Here is an 18,901-nt window from a genome sequence, read left to right as displayed (position 1 = left end):
GCCCCCGTCCTCAAATGTTACGGTTGTTGAACGTATCACATTGTTTTATATCTCCCGTCTTAAGTCCGCGTGAAAACCAATTCATTCGCTGCTCTGAAGACCCGTGGGTAAAAGATTCTGGCACTACATAGCCTCGTGCTCGTCGCTGCTGATAGTCATCGCCAATCTGTGCGGCGGTATCCAGCGCTCCCTTAATTGCCTGGTCGTTAATGAGACCTCGTTGAGCCGTAGAGCTACCCCAAACCCCGGCAAAACAATCGGCTTGTAATTCTTGACGCACTGAAAGATCATTGCTCGTTGCCTCATTAGAGCGGCTTTGCAGTTGGCGCACTTGGTCAGTAACGCCCAGGATGGTCTGAATATGGTGACCCACTTCATGGGCGATCGCATAAGACCGGGCAAAGTCGGCATCTTCTCCGGCAGTCGCTTGCACTTGCTGAAAGAAACTCATGTCTAAATAAACTTTTTGGTCACGAGGGCAGTAGAAAGGCCCCGTCGCTGCTTCTGCAAATCCGCAAGCCGAATCAACAGAGCCATTGAACAACACCAGCTTAGGGGGTTGGTACTCCGCACCCACCTGCTTTCGGAAAACTTGCGACCAAACATCTTCTGTATCGCCTAACACTGCTCTAACAAAATCAGAGTCGCGATCGTTAATGGGGGCTTCTTGAATTTGAGCAGGCGGTGCAATATTGCCCCCCTCCAGTCCACTCAAGACTGTGCCTGGATCAACGCCGAAAATTAAGCTGGCTAGAAGTGCTAAAACTACTCCACCAATGCCTACACCCCCCGCTGCTCGCACGGGCGATCGCCTTCCACCCCGCACATCTTGTACATTAGAACTGCGTCGCATATTACGCCATTTCATTGCCTTTCTCCCCTGTAAAAACCCTCCTCAGCATCATAAGGTGCAAAATTCTTTGACACAATCAAGAGATTTTGACAAGAGATTTTCAAGAGAGGCAACTGTGGGGCTTGCAGAGAATTAGGATAAGAAGGTTGACCTGTGTTGAGTCTTGCCTCTATACCCCTAGAGGTTCATTGAAAGCGTTAGGAGAAGAGTGTTTTGGTTACTACTACCCTTAAAACTACAAAGTCAGAAGAAATTTTTGCAGCCGCTCAAAAACTCATGCCGGGCGGCGTTAACTCTCCTGTAAGAGCCTTTAAGTCTGTGGGCGGGCAGCCGATTGTGTTCGATCGCGTTAAAGGTTCTTACATCTGGGACGTAGATGGCAACCAGTACATTGATTACATCGGCACTTGGGGCCCCGCCATCTGTGGACACGCACACCCCGAAGTTTTGGCAGCCCTCAGAGATGCCCTCGACAAAGGCACCAGCTTTGGCGCTCCTTGTTATTTGGAAAATGTCCTGGCTGAAATGGTCATTGATGCCGTCCCTAGTGTCGAAATGGTTCGCTTTGTCAATTCTGGGACTGAAGCCTGCATGGCGGTTTTGCGATTGATGCGCGCGTATACTGGACGCGATAAAGTCATTAAGTTTGAGGGTTGCTACCACGGACACGCTGATATGTTCCTGGTCAAAGCGGGTTCTGGCGTTGCTACTCTGGGGCTACCGGATTCTCCTGGCGTACCCAAATCCACAACTGCCGACACGCTGACTGCACCCTACAACGATTTGGAAGCCGTCAAAGCCCTTTTTGCCGAAAATCCTGGTCAAATCTGCGGGATCATTCTTGAACCCGTGGTGGGCAATGCTGGATTCATTCCCCCCGATGCCGGATTTTTAGAAGGGCTACGAGAATTAACCAAAGACAATGGCGCATTGCTGGTCTTTGATGAAGTGATGACGGGCTTCCGCATTGCCTACGGTGGAGCGCAGGAGAAATTTGGCATTACTCCTGACCTAACCACAATGGGTAAGGTGATTGGCGGTGGGCTGCCCGTAGGCGCATATGGCGGCAAGCGTGAAATTATGTCGATGGTGGCTCCGGCTGGCCCGATGTACCAGGCAGGAACCTTGTCGGGTAATCCCTTAGCCATGACGGCTGGCATTAAAACCCTAGAACTGCTGCAACGTCCGGGTAGCTATGAACAACTCGATCGCATTACCAAAAAACTGGCAACCGGAATGTTGGAAGTGGCGAAAGAAACAGGACATGCTGCTTGTGGTGGACACATTAGCGGCATGTTCGGCTTCTTCTTCACCGAAGGCCCAGTTCATAACTACGAAGATGCTAAAAAATGCGACTTAGCGAAGTTTGGGCGCTTTCATCGGGGCATGTTAGAGCATGGAGTTTATCTAGCTCCTTCACAGTTTGAAGCAGGATTTATGTCTTTGGCACATACCGACGAGGATATCGATCGCACCCTAACTGCTGCCCGTGAAGTGATGACTGAGCTATAGACTCTCTGAACTATAGCCAGGAGAAGCATTTTCTACTCCCCTTTCCTACCTAAAGCAAAGGGGAGCAAGATAAGATGTATTGCATGAGAAAATGGATTTTGTCAGTTGGGTTATTGCTGTCGCTATTAGTCGTCCTGACGATGGTTGGGTTTACCCCTGCGGCTTCTGCTTTTACAGAAGAACAGCGGTTGCTGAGTGAGGTTTGGAAAATTGTCGATCGCGCTTATGTAGACGACAGTTTTAATCATCAGAACTGGTGGCTGGTGCGCCAAAAGTCTTTGGAGAAACCACTAGATAGCCGTGATGCTACCTACAGTGCTATTCAAAAAATGTTGGCGACGTTAGATGATCCCTTTACGCGCCTGCTGAAGCCAGATCAATATCGCAGCCTGCAAACCAACACGTCAGGGGAGCTAACGGGCGTGGGGCTACAAATCACCCAAGACAACCCCACAGGCGAACTGCGAGTCATTTCGCCGATCGAAGGTTCTCCGGCAGAGCGAGCAGGTATTAAACCACGCGATCGTATTCTCAAAATTAACGGTGTGCCCGCCGTCAAGCTTTCTCTAGATGAAGCCGCAGAACGAATGCGAGGCCCTGCGGGAAGTCAGGTGACGCTAACGGTAGCTGGTGATCAGGGGGTTGAAGGGAAAGAAGAGGTACAGGTTAAAGAGGTCATTTTGACGCGCGATCGCATCAGCCTCAACCCGGTTTACGCTGATCTCCGCCCCCAAGAGCAAGACATTAACATTGGCTACATTCGACTCAACCAATTCAACGCCAACGCCACTGCCGAGCTTGCCAATGCTATTCGCCGCATGGAAGGCAAGGGAGCTAATGCCTACATTCTAGATTTGCGGAGCAATCCGGGTGGCTTGCTGCAATCGGGAATTGAGATTGCGCGGCTGTGGTTGGCGAAGGGAACGGTCGTTTACACCGTCAATCGTAACGGCATCCAGGATAGCTTTACCGCATCTGGGCAGGCGCTCACCGATGATCCGTTGGTGCTGCTGGTGAATCAGGGAACCGCGAGTGCCAGCGAAATTTTGGCAGGAGCATTGCAAGATAACGATCGAGCTAAGCTGGTGGGCGAAAAAACGTTTGGGAAAGGACTCATTCAATCGCTGTTCAATCTGTCGGACGGTTCTGGGTTAGCAGTCACGATCGCTAAATATGAAACGCCCAAACACCATGACATTAACAAACTGGGCATTGTCCCTGATGTGACGGTCGAGTTGGAGCCAATTACCCGTGATCAAATTAGCACTGATGCCGATCGCCAGTATCAGGCAGCGGTAGAACTGTTGACCCACCAGGCATCCGTCATTGCAGGAGTGACAGCAGGTGCAGCCTAACGCAGGGCGAACTTATCATGATCCGTTGCACGGGGCGATCGCGTTGAACGGCAATGATCGAACAGAAGCTCTGCTGATTAAGCTCATTGATACGCCCGCCTTTCAACGATTGCGACGAGTCCGCCAACTGGGTGCAGCAAGTCTAACGTTTCATGGCGCTGAGTCTTCGCGGTTTACCCACTCGCTAGGAGTAATGGCGATCGCGCGACGGGCTTTCGATCGCATTACCCAGGATTATTCTCAACTTCAAGTCCATCGTCCGACGGTGCTTTGTGCTGCGCTGCTGCATGATGTCGGGCATGGCCCCTTCAGTCACACCTGCGAGGAGGTATTTGGCAGTCATCATGAGCATTGGACAGAGCGAATCATTCATGAGTCTGCTCCGGTGCATAACCTGCTGCATGAGTTCGATCCAGGTTTGATTGAGCAGATGATCTTGGTTTACCACAAGTGCCACCCCGTTCCGTTGGTGTGGCAGTTAGTGACTAGTCAGTTAGATTGCGATCGCCTGGATTATTTAATGCGCGATAGTCACTCTACAGGTGCTTCCTACGGCAAGCTAGACCTCGATCGCATTCTTATGGCGCTGGGCTACGATCCCGTCAGTCAGCAGCTTGTGGTTGCCGGAAAAGGATTAGCGGCGATCGAGCATTATTTGATTGTTCGATACTTCATGTACGCCCAAATCTACAACCATCCCAAAAACATCGCGGCAGCTTGGGGTTTGCAGCAAGCGTTTCAGCGGGCAAAAGATTTAATGGCGATCGGGAAGTTACAAGCTAATGATGCCGATGACACAGTGACAGCTTGGCTTCAGCAAGATTGCGATCGAATCCCGCTGGCTCAGTATCTCAATGCCGATGACGGCGTTTTTACCTACCATTTGCAGCGCTGGCAGCACCACGGCGATCCGATTTTGGCGGATTTATGTCGTCGTTTTATCGATCGAGATTTACTAAAATCTACAGACATCACGCAACTTGACAAGAATCAGCAGGCATTGCTCTTAGAAACGGTTCAGCAAGATCTAGAACAAATCGGCTTCTTACCGCAATACTATACGGGGTTGCGAACTGCTCTCAGCCGGGGCTACACCCTTTATCAGCGAGGCATTAAACTTCAAACAGAGCGGGGACTACAAGAAATTAGTCAGCTTTCGCCTTTAGTCAAAACCCTCACGGAGCCTTGGCAACGCACTTGGTTGCTGTATCCCCGTGAGGTTGACCTAACGCTACACTTGCCGACGAATCGGGGTGCAGTGGGCAATTCAGAATCTAAACAAAGTAGTTGTTAACTCTAAGGACTCCTAAGCCCGCATCGCCTGCTTTGAGGTTGATGTTGGTCACATCTACCAGAAAATCACGACCGGGAGAGAAGGCGGCTTTATCATCGTTAACGGAGATGTAGGTGCGGCTCCCTTGAGTAAACAGGACAGCTTCGCCTGGTTTTAACTTTTGATTGCCCCGCTTTGTAAAGTTCTTATCAGCGTAGGCGGCTTTTGCAGCTTTTTTCAGCGTGCCCTTCTCATTACCTGCGTTAAAGAAGCCTTTAGGACGATCGGAAGTGAGCAACTGGCTATCAAAATCAAGCTGGATACGATCGCCCTCGTTGAAGTTGAAATCGGTGATGCGATCGCGGGATTTTAAGGTCGATTGGCTCAGCGCTGCCAGCCGAGTTGCGCCTGAGTAAAGGAAGCGATCGCCCCCCTTATTACCCGTCAAAACATCAGAACCACCGCCGCCAATAATCTGGTCATTGCCACCGCCGCCGATCAGAGTATCCGTGCTGTTGCCTGTACCTCCACCTATGATTTGGGTAGGGTTAACTACAAACGGAACCCCGCTTGAGTTTGTAGCTTTAAAGTTGCCTACTTCGTGAATATTGGTCTGACTCCCCGTAGCGGCTGCAAATCCAAACCGTAGAGTGCTCGGCAAACCACCATTAGCGGCTCTAACATCGACGTTTTGAAGGGTTGCATTGGTTTCGCCTGCATCGTCAAAGTCACCATCTTTATTGAAATCAACCTTCACGGATAGCAACCCAGCCGCCGTTAGATCAATCCTTGCCGACCGTTTGGCGTTGTCGCGGTTAAGGTCATCAGGGATAGGGTTATCAATGCTAGGAAGCCCTGTAGCACCTGTTAAATACTTGTAGCTTTGCAACGGGTCGGCATTAAAACCACCACGAATGGCGATCGAATCCTTGCCTAGCAACCCTCCGCCTACTCGTCCTTCGGTGGGGTTGGAGTAGTTGCCAAACTCATCAAACCCAATTCCAACGTACGCTCCTGCGATACCCGGAATTTCAACCCCATCATCGGTGCGGTTGGCATAGCCTAACGATCCACCAAAACCTCCTGCCTTTGTAATGGTGCCTACAGCACCATCTAGCACAAAGAAGCTGAGTCCGTCGCCGCCAGTCCCTCCATAGGAATAAAAATCAAAGGTAATTGAAAGCCCCTGGGTTGAGTCGGTGGGTGAGTCAGGAGAAATTAGGAGAAAGGATGCTTGATTTTGCTCAGCGCTAGTCAATCTAAAAATGTCAGTCGAAGATGCCATAAGTTATGTATCCAAAAATCAGCAATAAATGACAGGAAACGGGAAAGCCCGATGAAAAACCAGCTTGGATCTACGTCAGTTGTTTTAACTGACGTGAAATCTCATCATTCAAACTCATATCCGGTTAGAACCGGATTACTAATGGAGAGGCGTAGTTTAGCTCAAGCTTCTACAGTGGAAACTTGGCGCCAGTTTTACTTTATTCAGGAAATGTTAGCGATTAGTCTGAACATTACCTAAACATCAGTGATACCCATGCCACGGTTTTTTAATTAAGGTGATATGTGAAGCCGAAAACATTCTGATTGCAGATTACGCCTAAGAAACATTACGCACAGTTTGTGTTAAGGACTTATGTATCGACATCTGTTTTTCTGAAAATTTACTCAAGGTTAATCGCAATAGAGCGCCATGTAAATTCTTGATAAAGGTAAATTACCTGAATTTAGGTCTGAGTTTTTTGCATAACGTTCGCTATGCCAGGGAAGTTATGCAAACTGCACCTCAGCAGACTGCCCCTAAACTGAAGCCTGTTGTCTTTGGTACAAAGACCAATAAGCCCCTTTTTGTTGAATCAAATGGTCATGGGTGCCCCGTTCCACAATGACACCTTTATCCATTACCAAAATTAGATCAGCCCGCTTTAGAGGCGCAAAACGGTGAGCAATCAGGAACAAAGTACGATCTTTAGAGACTCGCTTGAGGTTTTCTAAAACCTGCTGCTCTGATTCTGCATCAAGGTGACTCGTCGCTTCATCCAAAATGAGGATGGGTGCCTCGGATAAGAACATCCGTGCTAGAGTGATTCGCTGTCGCTGACCGCCGGAAAGAGAGGTGCCGCGCTCGCCAACGTTGGTGTCATAGCCATTGTGCAGGTCGCAGACAAAATCGTGTGCGACGGCTAGACGCGCTGCCTCTACAACTTTTTCGGCGCTCACCTCAGGGTTGCCCATGGTGATATTTTCGAGGATGGAGCCGTTGAACAAGAAGTCTTCTTGGAGCACCACCGAAATTTGCGGACGCAGGGATGATAAGTCAGCGCTCTTAATATCAAAGCCGTCAATGAGGATACGTCCGGCTTCGGCGTTGTAGAGCCTCTGGATCAGCTTAGAAAGCGTGCTTTTACCCGAACCGCTGCGCCCGACAATGCCGACAAACATGCCAGGTTCTACATCAAAGGAAACGCCTCGTAGAATTGGCTCTTGTTCTTCGATGTAGCGAAAAAATACTTTGTCAAACTTCACTTCACCGCGCAGAGGCGGCAGAGTTAAACCTGTGCCCGGTTCGGCTTCGGGGGGCGTGTTGAGGATATCGCCAATGCGATCGACGGCTAGCAAAACTTCTTGAAGGTTCTGCCAAAGCTGAATCAGGCGCAGCAAGGGCCCAGTCACTCGACCCGACAGCATTTGAAAGGCGACGAGTTGACCAATGGTAAGTTGATTATCAATCACCAATCGTGCCCCAAACCAAAGGATCAGCAGGGCAGAGAAATTGGTCAGAAAGTCGCCAATGTGATTGCTAATATTGGCGGTGGTGTTGGCTTTGAAGCCTGTACGGATGAAGCGGGCATAGAGACCTTCCCAGCGATCGCGCGAGGTTTTCTCTGCGGCATGTGCCTTGACTGAGTGAATGCCCGTGATCGTCTCGACTAAAAATGACTGACTATCGGCGCTGCGGTTAAACGTTTCGTTGAGCCAGTTGCGCAAAATGGGTGTGGCGACTAACGTCAAAAGGGCAAACAGAGGAATTACCGCCAGCGCCACCCCAGTCATGGGCAAGCTGTAGTACGCCATCATCAACAGATAGACGACTGAGAAGATACTATCGAGCACCACTGTCAAGGCAGTACTGGTCATGAACTGGCGAATTTCTTCCAGTTCCTGCACTCGCGCTACGGTGTCACCGACTCGACGGGCTTCAAAGTAAGACAGGGGAAGACGGAGGAGATGGCGGAAAAGCTGTGCCGATAGGGCTAAGTCAAGGCGGTTAGTCGTGTGGGTAAAGATGAACATCCGCAGACCGCCCAGGAATGCCTCAAAGATGCCAATACCCAGCAGGGCGATCGCCATGACATCTAACGTCGAAAGGCTTTGCTGCACCATCACCTTATCAATCACCACTTGAGTGATGACCGGACTGCCCAAGCCCAAAAGCTGCAACGTAAACGAAGCCAGCAAGACCTCGGACAAAAGGTTGCGGAACTTCCAGACCGCAGGCAAGAACCAGGTGAGGTTAAATTTTTCTTGTTTTTGAATCAGTTCCGCTTGCCAAAGCTGCCCATCCCAAGATTCTTCGACCAGAGGACGAGGCATACTCTCGCAGGTTTTACCAGGGTTCATGGGGTCGCCAATGACGAGGCGATTGCCCCGTAGCCCATACGCCACCACCCAATGCTCATCCTGCTGCCAGCGTAAGAGTGCCGGGAAGTTAGTTTGGCGTAAGTCATTCCAATCGCCAATCAGCAACCGCCGTAGTTGAAAGCCTGCCTTTTCGCTAGCATTGACTACTTGCTTAGGGCGCTGTCCCCGCAACTGTCGCTGCATCCAGTCTAGTTGCACAGGCGTATCTAGATGCTGCGAAAGCATGGTGAGACATGCCGCTGCGGTGTTCATGCCAGAGATAAACGGATATCCGGTCACAGGTTGCGGAGCCGTGGAATGGTTGGGCTGATAGCGCGATCGCACTGATGTCCAAAACTGGTTAATCTCAGATGAATTCAGCGCTTCCCAATCCGTTACTGACCAGACCAGCACCACCACATCCTTACTGGCTGCCCGTGCCTTCCATTCATCCGACAAGCCCAACAAATCGCCAAACCATTCTCCCGCCTTCAGCATCGTAGACTTGCCTTCAAGAGGCACCAGCCGCACGTTGCCCGACAGTAACAAAAACTGTTGACCTGGCTTGTCAGTAGACCAGACCACCTCGCCCATCGCAAACTTACTAGACTGCGCCTGACTGTTCAGTTTCCACTGTTGTTCAGGATTGAGCCAGCAAAGGGGAGGGCTTTCCCACGCTGTCTTAGCAAGGGGATCATTGGTCAGCATTAAGTCACCTGTAGCTTAATCGGGAGTTGTTGAATTTTTTCGCCTAACCACTGCTCGAACAGTTCATCCTGCAAACTTTGATTAAGCTGGGGATCATCGAGTGTGGCAGGAATGAATTCTTCAACCCGGAATAAGCCCCACCGATCTTCTAAGCCCAAAGGCCCTACGACATCGCCCGGTTTTGCCAGGTCGATCGCGGCTCGTAAGATATCCGGCATTGTACCGCGACTGACAGGCCCCACCATCCCATTCATAACGCGATCGTCTGTCAGGGAAAACTCGCGGGCTAGCTGCTCAAACTTAGCGCCTTCTTGAAGTTGACTATGCAGTTCTTCGGCAAGTTCCTGCTCGGCGACAATAATGCGGGAAAGGACGACGCGATCGAGAAAAACTTTGCGATCGAGAAAATACTCTTGCAGTTTCGGGGCAATCGCCTCTTCCTTTAATTTCTTCAGCTTGAAGCTCATGCCAATTTGCGCATGGAATGCCTCATACGTTAACCCATTACTTGCCAGCCACTCTTGGAACTGTTGGGGATCAAGCAACTGCTGCTGCACCCGAAAATCAATAACTGCTTGCTCAACCAGCACTGAACTAACGCCCAATTCCTGATGTGCCTGAAGCTCGCGTTCAATCACAAACTGGCGCACAATTTCGCCAATAAACCCATCTAGCTTGCGATTGGCTTGTAAATATCGAATGACTTGCCCCACAGAGATGGGCTGTTCATCAATCGTTAGAAAAGATTCGGATGTCATGCCTCAGCCACTCAAAATTCCAGCAAAACCATTATGCCCAATCTCCTCAGTGCTTTGTGCAAATTTCATGAAGTCTCTCGGTGAGATTACGAAATTCTGCCCTAAACCTTGTCAAACCGAGGGATTAGCGAAATTTTGTTCAAGAAACTTAACCTTAATATCGATCCCTGCGCCCCTTAAAATAGTGGGATCGCTCAATTCATACTGCCCGCCCCTCTAGGAGGAAAATTATGTCCGATCGCCCCATTGTTCTTGGTATTGTTGGCGATAGCGCTGCGGGTAAAACCACTCTTACTAAAGGAATTGCTCAAGTTTTGGGTGAAGAAAACGTCACCACCATTTGCACCGATGACTATCATCGCTACGATCGCACCCAGAGAGCCGAGATGGGCATTTCTGCGCTGCACCCCGACTGCAATTATCTAGACATTATTCAGCAGCACTTAGCCTTACTGCGGACTGGGCAACCCATCCTCAAGCCCATTTACAACCACACCACAGGCGGGTTTGATGCCCCCGAATACATCAAGCCCAGCAAATTTGTCATTGTTGAAGGGCTGTTAGGCTACTCGACGCGAGGAATGCGAGACAGCTACGACGTGAAGGTTTATCTGGCACCTCCCGAAACTTTGCGCACTGCCTGGAAAGTGAAGCGGGACACGCGCAAACGAGGCTACACCGAAGCCGAAGTGCTAGAGCAAATGCGGAAACGAGAGCATGACTCAGAAGCGTACATTCGTCCGCAGCGGCAGTGGGCTGACATGGTGGCGACCTTCTACCCACCGGCTGATAACGCCCAGCAAACTGATTTGATGCTTAATGTAAACTTAGTATTGCGTCCGACTTTGCCTCACCCCGAACTCAATAAAATTCTGCCCGAAGGGAGTGATTTGAGTTCAGCCGTGCGGTTAGAGCTACAGCGAGATATGGGTAAACCTGTCGATGTATTGGCGATCGATGGTCATGCTACAGCGGAACAGGTGCGGGAAATGGAACGCATGTTGTGCAGCGAAGTTCCTTACCTGGGTAAGTTCTGTAGCTTGGAGGGGAATGGAGAGATTGGGAAGGTGATTGGAACAACGGGAGAAACGCTGCAAAGCTATCCGCTGGCAATCACTCAGCTTTTGATCACGTATCATATGCTCAAAGCTCTGCATCTAGACTAGTTCTTGCTGGGCAGGTTGTTCTGCCCACTCATGTTCAGGTTTTCAAAAAGGGGTTTTGATTGACGGTAGACAGAGTTAAATTACGCGCAAATGAAATTAAGCCCAGGCTACAAGGGTTAAAACAAGATGCGCTGCGAATAGAACCTAGATTAGTGAAACGGATTAAAGAAATCGGAAATGCTTTGCTGGGATACAAGAATGAACTCCTTGACCAGAAGCAGTTTTTAATGGAGTTTCTCAATGAGTTTTACTATGACGTTAGAACCTACTTATACGAGGTTAAACCGTATCTAAATCTCACCGACGAGATGCAGACGTTTTTTGAACGAAGAGCTACGAGTTTGATTGAACGCTATTGGTACAGCGTGATTTTTCCTTACTGGTTTAGCAACGAAGATTCTAAATTGGAGATATGGATGAAAAAACTCGTGGGTGGAGAGCAACAAGCAAGTGACCAGGCTTTAATTCTATCCCTAACTCAAGAACTCAATACAAGACCAAATGGATGTGCCTCACGTCGGTACATTCTTGATTTATCAATGGCAACTGATTTACTAGCTAGTTATGTTCCCTGCAAACTTTCCCCAGTTTTTGTACAACTTAAGGGAATTCCTGTTTATAAAAATGATCAGCGTAATCCAGATTTCATAGATAAACAGCAAAAATGGCTCAAAACTTGCTCTTATTGGGGCGTTGAACGTGCTTTGCTGATTAGCCATAGCGCTGAGGTGACTTGCCAAGAGGATGTGTCCTCTTTGGCAGATGTTATCTTGAAAGAGAGCAGGGATAGTCAAGATAGCTTCGTTTCTACTCTTTCTTTTCCGGGTTAAACTCCATGAACTTTGATAGAGTTACTTCTCATCAACCAGCTATTGAAGCCGAAGGAAAGTTTCTGCAAGCATCCCAACAGTTGCAGCAAGACAAGCAAACTTATGGCTCAGACCATATTCATTTGTATGTCGATGATGTGGAAGGAGATTGGCTAGAGAATTGGACTTGGGAAGATGACTTAGCAGATTATGTTGATGCATTCGAGCATCACTGTAGTCAAAAAAACTATCAATTGGCGATCGAAACCTTGAGTGCAGGTTTTGATTTGCTGAAAAAACCTGAAAACCTTCATAGAGGTAGAGAACTCTATGACAACTTAGTGGAATTACTGGAGACGCAGTTTGTTACTCAGTTAGAGGATACCAAGCTGGTAAGTCTTTTAGAAGAAGCAAGAGAGCGATTATTAGAGTTGAATGCTTTGTCTGGGAATAATGCTACCGAGAACTCAGATTTTCAGGAAAGTTTTACGATGAAAGACCCAAGGCTAGAGAATATGCAAACGCTGCTCGATAAGGTGCATAACGGTATCATCCGTAAAACCTGGCGGTTTGAACTTCATGATGACGATGACCCGGCAAACGACACTTTTGCAAAGAAGGGTATAGCTGAAGCCGTTAATGGTGAAGCTAAGCTAGAGCTTGGTTTTGGGAGAACATACTTTAATTTCTATTACTTCTGGAAATCACAACTTGGAGCAGAAGTCATAGAGGAATTTCAAGACGAATATCGTTCAGCGGCTTCTTCTGATGAGTTTCAGTTGATTAGTAAGTATTTAGAGAAGTTTGAGAACGCGAAGCATGAGAAGATAGCGGCCGATATAAAAACTTTTCCTGAATAGATGAAACTTTGCCTTAGATCTGTAGGTTCTATCTCACATCCCGACGCTCATCCGATGCGGATAGAGCGCGGGGCTTCCCATCTAATTGCTAAAGGGCTACGGTGTCTATACCGTAGCCCTCTGTTGTTCTGCTTATCTCACAAAGACGGTCATGTACTTGCCATTGGCAAAGGGTGCAGGAACAATCGGCGTGAAATGAAGGCGATCGCTGGCGATCTTCTTCACGTAGAACTCGTTCATTAAATGCGTCACCTGCTCTCGTGTCCCGACTATCCACACCTGCGCTTTATCTCCGTGCGAAACGGGCAGCAGTTCGTTGAACTCTGTAGTCATGTTATTTCCCTCGCTAATGTATGGGGTTGAGAAGAAAAGCTTAAGGCGTGGTATTCCTAGACCACTTGTAACATTAGCGAGGTGAAACGATAAAATCGCTACAGCCTAGCTTTCTGCTTACTCAGAAAGTCAGGTTAGCTGGTTAGTTGTGCGTCAACACTTCTAGCCAGCGTCCTCACCTTAAGCCTGTCTACTGGTATCGAAAAACCAGTGTCGATTAGCATAAAGGCAAAGGCGGCTTTGACACAAGTATTTTTGAGTGATTGATGGTGGGCGATCGCTTGATGATGGTTGGGAATGCAAGGTAAAGATAAGTGGAACATGGTAGAAGTGAGGCAATAAGTGGAAATAAAGATTGACGATCTTTCTGGCTCTGAGATTGCTGAGTTTCTTGAGGAGCACATCAGAGAAATGAAATCCGTTTCGCCTCCTGAAAGTAAGCACGCTCTTGATTTAGAAGGGTTGAGAAAACCGGAAATCACATTTTGGACGGTCTGGGATGATAGCCGCCTGATCGGCTGTGGTGCAATGAAAGAATTGGACAAAAATCATGCCGAAATTAAGTCGATGCGTACAACTATCTCCTATAGAGGAAAGGGCGTTGCAGCGATGCTCCTTCAACATATTTTGAACGAAGCGAAGCTGCGAGGTTATCGGCGTATTAGTCTAGAAACTGGCTCAATGCCATTCTTTGAACCAGCGCACAATTTATACGCGAAATACGGTTTTGAGAACTGTGCGCCTTTTTCCACATATAGGGAAGATCCAAACAGTATTTTTATGACCAAGAGGCTGTAGGTCAGAATTTATGGGTAACGTTGAAACGAGGTCAAACCCATGACGGTTCGGCAGCCTCACTATAGTAAAGAAGAATAGTAAAGAAGAATTTGCCCTTGCGTTTGCACTGTCAGCATTAAGACGATGGCGATCGTTCAACAAATGCCGGATACAGTAGAGCATCAGAGATAATCAAAAGTAATTCAAAGTCAGGATGAGCCACTGGACAACTTAAGGAGTTATGTAACACGGAGTATTCATGACAACTGACATAGAGATTCTTCAGGCTATTGCTAAAATGCCAGAACCTCTTAAAAAAGAGATTTTGCATTATGCTAACTATCTAATTAACAACTATTCAGCAGATATTTCCAAAGAAACCCTACCCCAGAAGAAACGCCGATCGGGTATTTTGGAAGGCACATTTGTTTTGCCATTGCCTGATGACTTTGATGAACCTCTCGAAGATTTTAGGGAATATATGGAATGAGTGCTTTTCTTTTAGATACTCATACCTTTATCTGGCTAACCGAGAATAATATTAAACTCCTTGTTGATCTAAGAGATCGGATTGATACGGCTGATCTCGTTTATCTCAGTATTGCAAGCCTTTGGAAATCTCAATTAAATTAAAAATTGGTAAACTATTTCTTCAGCAAAGCTATGAAGCCATTGGAGTCAAGATTGAGGGTTCAGATATTCTCCTGCTGCCTATCTCTTTTGCCGACACGGTTCAAGTGCGTTACCTACCGCTGCATCATGGCGATCCATTTGATCGAATGTTGATTTCACAGGCAATCAATCACTCTCTCATCATTATTAGCACTGATAAAAAGTTTGATGCATATTCAGTGCAGCGGATATGGGCATGAAAGCGAAAACCTTTTACTATTTGCTGACTACAAAGAACACGTTATGGATTTACTGCAAAGAGTCTGTACTGTTAGCGTTGAATTGCTGCCTCGATTTGCTCAAGGGTTGACATCGCTTTTACCTCTCCAAACCTCACATAAATCATACCTTTAACATCAGCGAGGATTTTGCGCCATCAATTCCCGCACCTGCTCTGCATGGTAAGAGCTACGGGTCAGGGGCGACGAAACAACCTGCAAAAAACCGATCGCTAGTTATAAGTCTAGCCACAAACAAAGCGCTTCCTCAACCTGTGCCAATTGCTCAGGTAACAGCATTCCGAGCTTTTTAATCAACTTGACATACGGAATCGTCACTAGATTTTGAGCATCAAAGACTCCCGATCGTAGAAACGTAGCTTCAATGTCAACCTCAAATCTTGTCCCTCTTGCCCTTGTTGTATGGGGAACCAGTGTCACCAGCGCCCGCTCCTTGCTAAAAACAGCAGTGCTGACGACCAAGCAAGGACGAACTTTTGCAACATAGCCCAAATCAACAAGCCACACTTCACCTCGGTTTGGACTACTGGTCATGGTTCTGACTCGGCTTCATCAAGGCTCAAAAATACCGCTTCGGCGCTTAACGTCAACGTCTCCTCGCTCAAGGGAGGAACTTCAACGCTGAGTGTACGCCGCAAAATTTCAATAGCGACCTGTTGCTTTTCAACTTCTGGTAAGCGTTCAAATGAATCCAACACTTGCTGGGATGTCCCGTTCATAGCTTACTCTCCTAGTAGGCATTCAAATTAAGATTAAGGCAGTGTATCAGCGAGGATTTTGCGCCATCAATTCCCGCACCTGCTCTGCATGGTAAGAGCTACGGGTCAGGGGCGAAGACACAACCTGCAAAAAGCCGATCGCCTCTCCAAATGCTCGCCATGCATCAAACTGAGCAGGCGTGACGAACTCTTTGACAATTAAATGTTTGTTGCTGGGCTGGAGATATTGCCCGACGGTTAAAATATCGCAGCCTGCATTCCGTAAATCTTGCAAGGTTTGACGAACTTCTTCATCAGTTTCGCCTAAGCCCACCATAATGCCCGATTTGGTGTAGAGCGATGGAGCAAGCTGGCGAGTTTGCTGGATAAGTTGGAGCGATCGCCCATAATCTCCCTGGGGGCGCACTTTCTTATAGAGTCGCGGCACGGTTTCAGTATTGTGGTTCAACACTTCTGGCTGAGCTTGCAGAATGATCGCCAATGCTGCCCAATCGCCGCACATGTCAGGAATCAGCACCTCAATGGTGGTTTTGGGTGAAAGCGATCGCACTGCCTCTATGCATTTAACGAACTGACTAGCGCCACCATCGGGCAAATCATCTCGGTTCACCGAAGTAATGACGACATGGTTCAAATTCATCCGCCGCACGGCTTCAGCCAAGCGATCGGGTTCTGTCGGGTCGAGGGCTTGGGGCTTTTTCTCAAAATCAATGTCGCAGTAGGGGCAGGCGCGGGTGCAGGCAGGGCCCATGATCAAAAAGGTAGCGGTTCCAGCGCTAAAGCATTCGCCAATGTTGGGACACGATGCCTCTTCGCAGACTGTATTCAGCGCTAAATCCCGCAGGATTTCTTTAACGCCACCAACTCGCTCCCATTGGGGTGCTTTAACCCTTAGCCATTCCGGTTTGACTGTCACAGTTTTGCTTACCTGAGTGATTGAGTTGATTTTATCAAGTTCTTGGCTTTGATAGTTTTACAGAGGTTTCGCCCATACTGTCACTGGGTTATTTCATTGAGTTATTTTATTGAGTTATTTCATCAAGACATTATGCAATCCTCTAACTTTCAGGCAGATCAAAATGTCGGTATAGAGCCAGGTACTAGGACTGAGCAAAAGGCGATCTCTTCGAGATACCCGCAAGGGGTCGCCTCTCAAGCTGCTGTTAATCTATTCGTCTTTCTAGAAATTTTTGAACGAGAGGGTGGCATTCAGTCTTATGCACATGATATTTTTCGCAGCTATTCAAGCTTCTCTAAGCAGCCTGCCGACGTTTTTTTGCTGAGAGATGGGCAAGACTGCACTCATCCTTTTCAGTCTGAACTGTTGAACTTTCACTATTTCAAGCACAAGTCTGTACAAGTGGGGCGCTTGTGGATGGCGATCGCCCTCTGCTTTTACATCCTCAAAAACCGCCCTCAGCGGGTCATCTGTGGGCATATTAATTTGGCACCCCTCGTTCGCTTTCTTTGCCAGCCTTTGCAAATTCCCTACACCGTCATCGTTCACGGCAAGGAAGTGTGGGAGCCATTGCCGCGCCCACTACGAACCGCCCTACAGCAAGCCGATGAAATTTGGACGGTCAGCCGCTATAGCCGCGATCGCGCTGCTGCTTCTAACCATCTCGACCCTCGTAAAATTCGGTTAATGCCCTGTGCTGTGGATGGCGATCGCTTTACACCGGGCGAAAAGTCGGCGGCGTTGGTCGAGCGCTATGGTTTGGTAGATGCGACAGTGATGCTAACGGTGGCGAGACTGTGGTCAGGGGATATTTACAAAGGGGTCGATATGACGATTCGGGCGTTAGGAGCGATCGCCCAGTCTATTCCCAACATCAAATACTTGGTGATTGGGCGTGGAGATGATCAGCCGCGATTGGCGCAACTAGCGAAAGATTTGGGAGTGGGCGATCGCGTCGTGTTTGCGGGGTTTGTGCCCACAACCGACCTACCCGAACATTATCGTCTTGCCGATGCTTATGTGATGCCTTCGCAAGAGGGCTTTGGCATTGTGTATTTAGAAGCGATGGCTTGCGGTGTGCCTGTATTGGCCGGTGATGCCGACGGTTCGGCTGATCCATTGCAAGATGGAACATTAGGCTGGCGGGTGCCCCACCGAAATGCGGGGGCGATCGCCCATGCCTGTGTCGAAATGCTTCAGCAGCAAGCGATGCGCCAAGGACGGAGTGATGGACAATGGCTACGGCAGCAGGCACTAGACTTATTTGGTCAGACAGCATTTACTCAACGCTTGCAAGATGCCTTAAAGCAATAAGGGAGTTGCAATTAAATAACGCCCCGAACCGCCCCCTAAATCCCCCATTCTGGAGGACTTCCGAACCTGTCAAAGTCCCCCAGAGTGAGGGATTTAGGGGGCTGATAAGTCAATGCATCCCATTGGGGTTTTATTTTCACGCAACTCCCTAAGGTGAGGAGATCCATCAAGTGCAGTACGGTTGCTAGGGTTTCGGAAGCCAGAGTGAATTGAGATACTTGATGAGTTAGCTAGAAACGCTGAGTGGATCTAATTTCTTAAAACACTTTTTTTGGGCGCTGCTGAATTGCGATATGAAAATCATGTTCCCCTGCCCTCGCAGGGAAGGGGCTAGGGGTTAGGTTTCGACAACGCAGCGAGACAGACCTCTCCCTAAATCCCTCTCCTAAAGGAAAGGGACTTTGAAGGATTCATATTTTGATTCAGCAATGCCTTTTTTTGAAGCTCGAGCTTCAACTGATCAATCTTGAGATATTCATCAGAATTCAAGATCTTGAAAAAGTTGCTTTATGCTGAGAACCATTAGCCTGTGAGAGAGCCTAAGTTGAACGTCACTGCAAAAGCCCTGGGAGGTCACTATGAATCAAAATAGCTTCAGAAATCGGCAATTTAACTTATCAGGGCTGAACTTTTGGCTAACGCTTTTGGCGATCGCTTGGTTGCTTGGCTCTCTGGGGTTAGGCTGGATTATTAAATCTTTTGTGGTCATTTTAGGGTTAATAATTATCACCCCAATCTTGGGTTTCATTGGCTTCCGGTGGTGGCTAAAGCGGAACTTAGTGGAAGCAGCTTGCCCGGTTTGTAGCTTTGAGTTGGCGGGCATTAATGGCACAGAAATGCGATGCCCTAATTGCAGTGAACCTTTGAAGGTTGAAGCGGGGCATTTGCATCGGCTCACGCCTCCTGGAACGGTAGACGTAGAAGCGATCGAGGTTTCTGCCAAGCAGATTGACGAATAGCCTAAATTGCGA

At 48.3% G+C, this 18,901-nt stretch carries 19 protein-coding genes and 1 pseudogene; 11 read left to right on the top strand and 9 right to left on the bottom strand.

Annotated elements, in window-relative coordinates; translation table 11 throughout:
- Window positions 1–10: 10 nt before the first annotated feature.
- The gene (locus tag KME11_19440) at window positions 11–868 is read right to left on the bottom strand and encodes a zinc metallopeptidase (protein ID MBW4517384.1); all 858 of its coding nucleotides are present in this window, start codon (window positions 866–868) and stop codon (window positions 11–13) included.
- 198 nt (window positions 869–1,066) lie between these two features.
- Between KME11_19440 and hemL the strand changes: the two genes are divergently transcribed.
- The 3 genes from hemL to KME11_19425 all read left to right on the top strand — a co-directional run bounded on the left by hemL (window position 1,067) and on the right by KME11_19425 (window position 5,014).
- Window positions 1,067–2,365, top strand: a complete 1,299-nt coding sequence (gene hemL / locus KME11_19435; GenBank protein MBW4517383.1) for a glutamate-1-semialdehyde 2,1-aminomutase — start codon at window positions 1,067–1,069, stop codon at window positions 2,363–2,365.
- A gap of 83 nt (window positions 2,366–2,448) precedes the next feature.
- Window positions 2,449–3,720 (top strand): PDZ domain-containing protein, encoded by a 1,272-nt coding sequence (locus tag KME11_19430; protein ID MBW4517382.1) that lies wholly within the window; start codon window positions 2,449–2,451, stop codon window positions 3,718–3,720.
- A complete protein-coding gene (locus KME11_19425; protein ID MBW4517381.1) occupies window positions 3,710–5,014 on the top strand; it encodes an HD domain-containing protein in 1,305 nt (434 codons plus the stop codon). Before KME11_19430 ends, KME11_19425 begins: the two co-directional genes overlap by 11 nt.
- On the opposite strand, the gene KME11_19420 is transcribed toward KME11_19425, so the two are convergent.
- From KME11_19420 to KME11_19410, 3 genes are all read right to left on the bottom strand, one after another.
- Window positions 4,995–6,278, bottom strand: coding sequence for a hypothetical protein (locus tag KME11_19420; GenBank protein ID MBW4517380.1), 1,284 nt, complete (start codon window positions 6,276–6,278; stop codon window positions 4,995–4,997). The two genes, KME11_19425 and KME11_19420, sit on opposite strands and share 20 nt — an antisense overlap.
- A 518-nt stretch (window positions 6,279–6,796) precedes the next feature.
- The gene (locus tag KME11_19415) at window positions 6,797–9,325 is read right to left on the bottom strand and encodes a peptidase domain-containing ABC transporter (protein MBW4517379.1); all 2,529 of its coding nucleotides are present in this window, start codon (window positions 9,323–9,325) and stop codon (window positions 6,797–6,799) included.
- On the bottom strand, window positions 9,325–10,083 hold the full coding sequence (locus tag KME11_19410; protein MBW4517378.1) for a peptidylprolyl isomerase: 759 nt from the start codon (window positions 10,081–10,083) through the stop codon (window positions 9,325–9,327). The genes KME11_19415 and KME11_19410 overlap by 1 nt, the downstream gene beginning before the upstream one ends.
- Before the next feature lie 230 nt (window positions 10,084–10,313).
- Between KME11_19410 and KME11_19405 the strand changes: the two genes are divergently transcribed.
- The 3 genes from KME11_19405 to KME11_19395 all read left to right on the top strand — a co-directional run bounded on the left by KME11_19405 (window position 10,314) and on the right by KME11_19395 (window position 12,918).
- A complete protein-coding gene (locus KME11_19405; protein MBW4517377.1) occupies window positions 10,314–11,249 on the top strand; it encodes a phosphoribulokinase in 936 nt (311 codons plus the stop codon).
- A gap of 341 nt (window positions 11,250–11,590) precedes the next feature.
- Window positions 11,591–12,079, top strand: coding sequence for a hypothetical protein (locus KME11_19400; protein ID MBW4517376.1), 489 nt, complete (start codon window positions 11,591–11,593; stop codon window positions 12,077–12,079).
- Between the two features lie 5 nt (window positions 12,080–12,084).
- Window positions 12,085–12,918, top strand: a complete 834-nt coding sequence (locus KME11_19395) for a hypothetical protein (protein ID MBW4517375.1) — start codon at window positions 12,085–12,087, stop codon at window positions 12,916–12,918.
- Between the two features lie 132 nt (window positions 12,919–13,050).
- Here KME11_19395 and KME11_19390 read toward each other — a convergent pair whose 3' ends face one another.
- Window positions 13,051–13,251: a hypothetical protein gene (locus KME11_19390; protein MBW4517374.1), complete on the bottom strand. Its 201-nt coding sequence runs from the start codon at window positions 13,249–13,251 to the stop codon at window positions 13,051–13,053.
- A gap of 134 nt (window positions 13,252–13,385) precedes the next feature.
- A complete protein-coding gene (locus KME11_19385) occupies window positions 13,386–13,574 on the bottom strand; it encodes a hypothetical protein (protein ID MBW4517373.1) in 189 nt (62 codons plus the stop codon).
- A gap of 19 nt (window positions 13,575–13,593) precedes the next feature.
- On the opposite strand from KME11_19385, the gene KME11_19380 reads away from it, so the two are divergent.
- The 3 genes and pseudogenes from KME11_19380 to KME11_19370 all read left to right on the top strand — a co-directional run bounded on the left by KME11_19380 (window position 13,594) and on the right by KME11_19370 (window position 14,900).
- The gene (locus KME11_19380; protein ID MBW4517372.1) at window positions 13,594–14,049 is read left to right on the top strand and encodes a GNAT family N-acetyltransferase; all 456 of its coding nucleotides are present in this window, start codon (window positions 13,594–13,596) and stop codon (window positions 14,047–14,049) included.
- A 238-nt stretch (window positions 14,050–14,287) separates the two neighbouring features.
- Entirely contained in the window at window positions 14,288–14,518 is a 231-nt protein-coding gene (locus tag KME11_19375; GenBank protein MBW4517371.1) for a DUF2281 domain-containing protein, read from the top strand.
- Window positions 14,515–14,900 (top strand): annotated as a pseudogene (locus KME11_19370) (type II toxin-antitoxin system VapC family toxin). Before KME11_19375 ends, KME11_19370 begins: the two are co-directional and overlap by 4 nt.
- Window positions 14,901–15,155: 255 nt before the next feature.
- Here the strand turns inward: KME11_19370 and KME11_19365 are convergent.
- The 3 genes from KME11_19365 to lipA are packed head-to-tail and all read right to left on the bottom strand — an operon-like array spanning window position 15,156 to window position 16,595.
- On the bottom strand, window positions 15,156–15,473 hold the full coding sequence (locus tag KME11_19365) for a type II toxin-antitoxin system PemK/MazF family toxin (GenBank protein ID MBW4517370.1): 318 nt from the start codon (window positions 15,471–15,473) through the stop codon (window positions 15,156–15,158).
- Window positions 15,470–15,658, bottom strand: a complete 189-nt coding sequence (locus KME11_19360) for a hypothetical protein (protein ID MBW4517369.1) — start codon at window positions 15,656–15,658, stop codon at window positions 15,470–15,472. Before KME11_19360 ends, KME11_19365 begins: the two co-directional genes overlap by 4 nt.
- 46 nt (window positions 15,659–15,704) lie before the next feature.
- Complete coding sequence (gene lipA, locus KME11_19355) at window positions 15,705–16,595, bottom strand: lipoyl synthase (GenBank protein ID MBW4517368.1); 891 nt, start codon at window positions 16,593–16,595, stop codon at window positions 15,705–15,707.
- A 111-nt stretch (window positions 16,596–16,706) separates the two neighbouring features.
- Here lipA and KME11_19350 point away from each other — a divergent pair, with 111 nt between their 5' ends.
- Together KME11_19350 and KME11_19345 are read left to right on the top strand one after the other, a co-directional pair.
- Window positions 16,707–17,930 carry a glycosyltransferase gene (locus KME11_19350; GenBank protein MBW4517367.1) on the top strand — a complete coding sequence of 408 codons (1,224 nt, stop codon included), beginning with the start codon at window positions 16,707–16,709 and terminating at the stop codon, window positions 17,928–17,930.
- Window positions 17,931–18,508: 578 nt separating this feature from the next.
- Complete coding sequence (locus KME11_19345) at window positions 18,509–18,889, top strand: hypothetical protein (GenBank protein ID MBW4517366.1); 381 nt, start codon at window positions 18,509–18,511, stop codon at window positions 18,887–18,889.
- Window positions 18,890–18,901: the final 12 nt, after the last annotated feature.

Origin of the sequence: Timaviella obliquedivisa GSE-PSE-MK23-08B, from assembly GCA_019358855.1 — a bacterium.
GTDB classification, from domain to species: Bacteria; Cyanobacteriota; Cyanobacteriia; order Elainellales; family Elainellaceae; genus Timaviella; species Timaviella obliquedivisa.
This window is presented reverse-complemented; position numbering and strand designations above follow the sequence as displayed.

Bases quoted from the DNA above. Each gene is read 5' to 3' on its own strand.
- KME11_19395 (MBW4517375.1), top strand. From the start codon at position 12,085: ATGAACTTTGATAGAGTTACTTCTCATCAACCAGCTATTGAAGCCGAA.
- KME11_19375 (MBW4517371.1), top strand. From the start codon at position 14,288: ATGACAACTGACATAGAGATTCTTCAGGCTATTGCTAAAATGCCAGAA.
- KME11_19385 (MBW4517373.1), bottom strand. From the start codon at position 13,574: ATGTTCCACTTATCTTTACCTTGCATTCCCAACCATCATCAAGCGATC.
- KME11_19430 (MBW4517382.1), top strand. From the start codon at position 2,449: ATGAGAAAATGGATTTTGTCAGTTGGGTTATTGCTGTCGCTATTAGTC.
- KME11_19415 (MBW4517379.1), bottom strand. From the start codon at position 9,325: ATGCTGACCAATGATCCCCTTGCTAAGACAGCGTGGGAAAGCCCTCCC.
- KME11_19345 (MBW4517366.1), top strand. From the start codon at position 18,509: ATGAATCAAAATAGCTTCAGAAATCGGCAATTTAACTTATCAGGGCTG.
- KME11_19350 (MBW4517367.1), top strand. From the start codon at position 16,707: ATGCAATCCTCTAACTTTCAGGCAGATCAAAATGTCGGTATAGAGCCA.
- KME11_19410 (MBW4517378.1), bottom strand. From the start codon at position 10,083: ATGACATCCGAATCTTTTCTAACGATTGATGAACAGCCCATCTCTGTG.
- KME11_19420 (MBW4517380.1), bottom strand. From the start codon at position 6,278: ATGGCATCTTCGACTGACATTTTTAGATTGACTAGCGCTGAGCAAAAT.
- KME11_19360 (MBW4517369.1), bottom strand. From the start codon at position 15,658: ATGAACGGGACATCCCAGCAAGTGTTGGATTCATTTGAACGCTTACCA.
- KME11_19390 (MBW4517374.1), bottom strand. From the start codon at position 13,251: ATGACTACAGAGTTCAACGAACTGCTGCCCGTTTCGCACGGAGATAAA.
- KME11_19405 (MBW4517377.1), top strand. From the start codon at position 10,314: ATGTCCGATCGCCCCATTGTTCTTGGTATTGTTGGCGATAGCGCTGCG.
- KME11_19365 (MBW4517370.1), bottom strand. From the start codon at position 15,473: ATGACCAGTAGTCCAAACCGAGGTGAAGTGTGGCTTGTTGATTTGGGC.
- KME11_19440 (MBW4517384.1), bottom strand. From the start codon at position 868: ATGAAATGGCGTAATATGCGACGCAGTTCTAATGTACAAGATGTGCGG.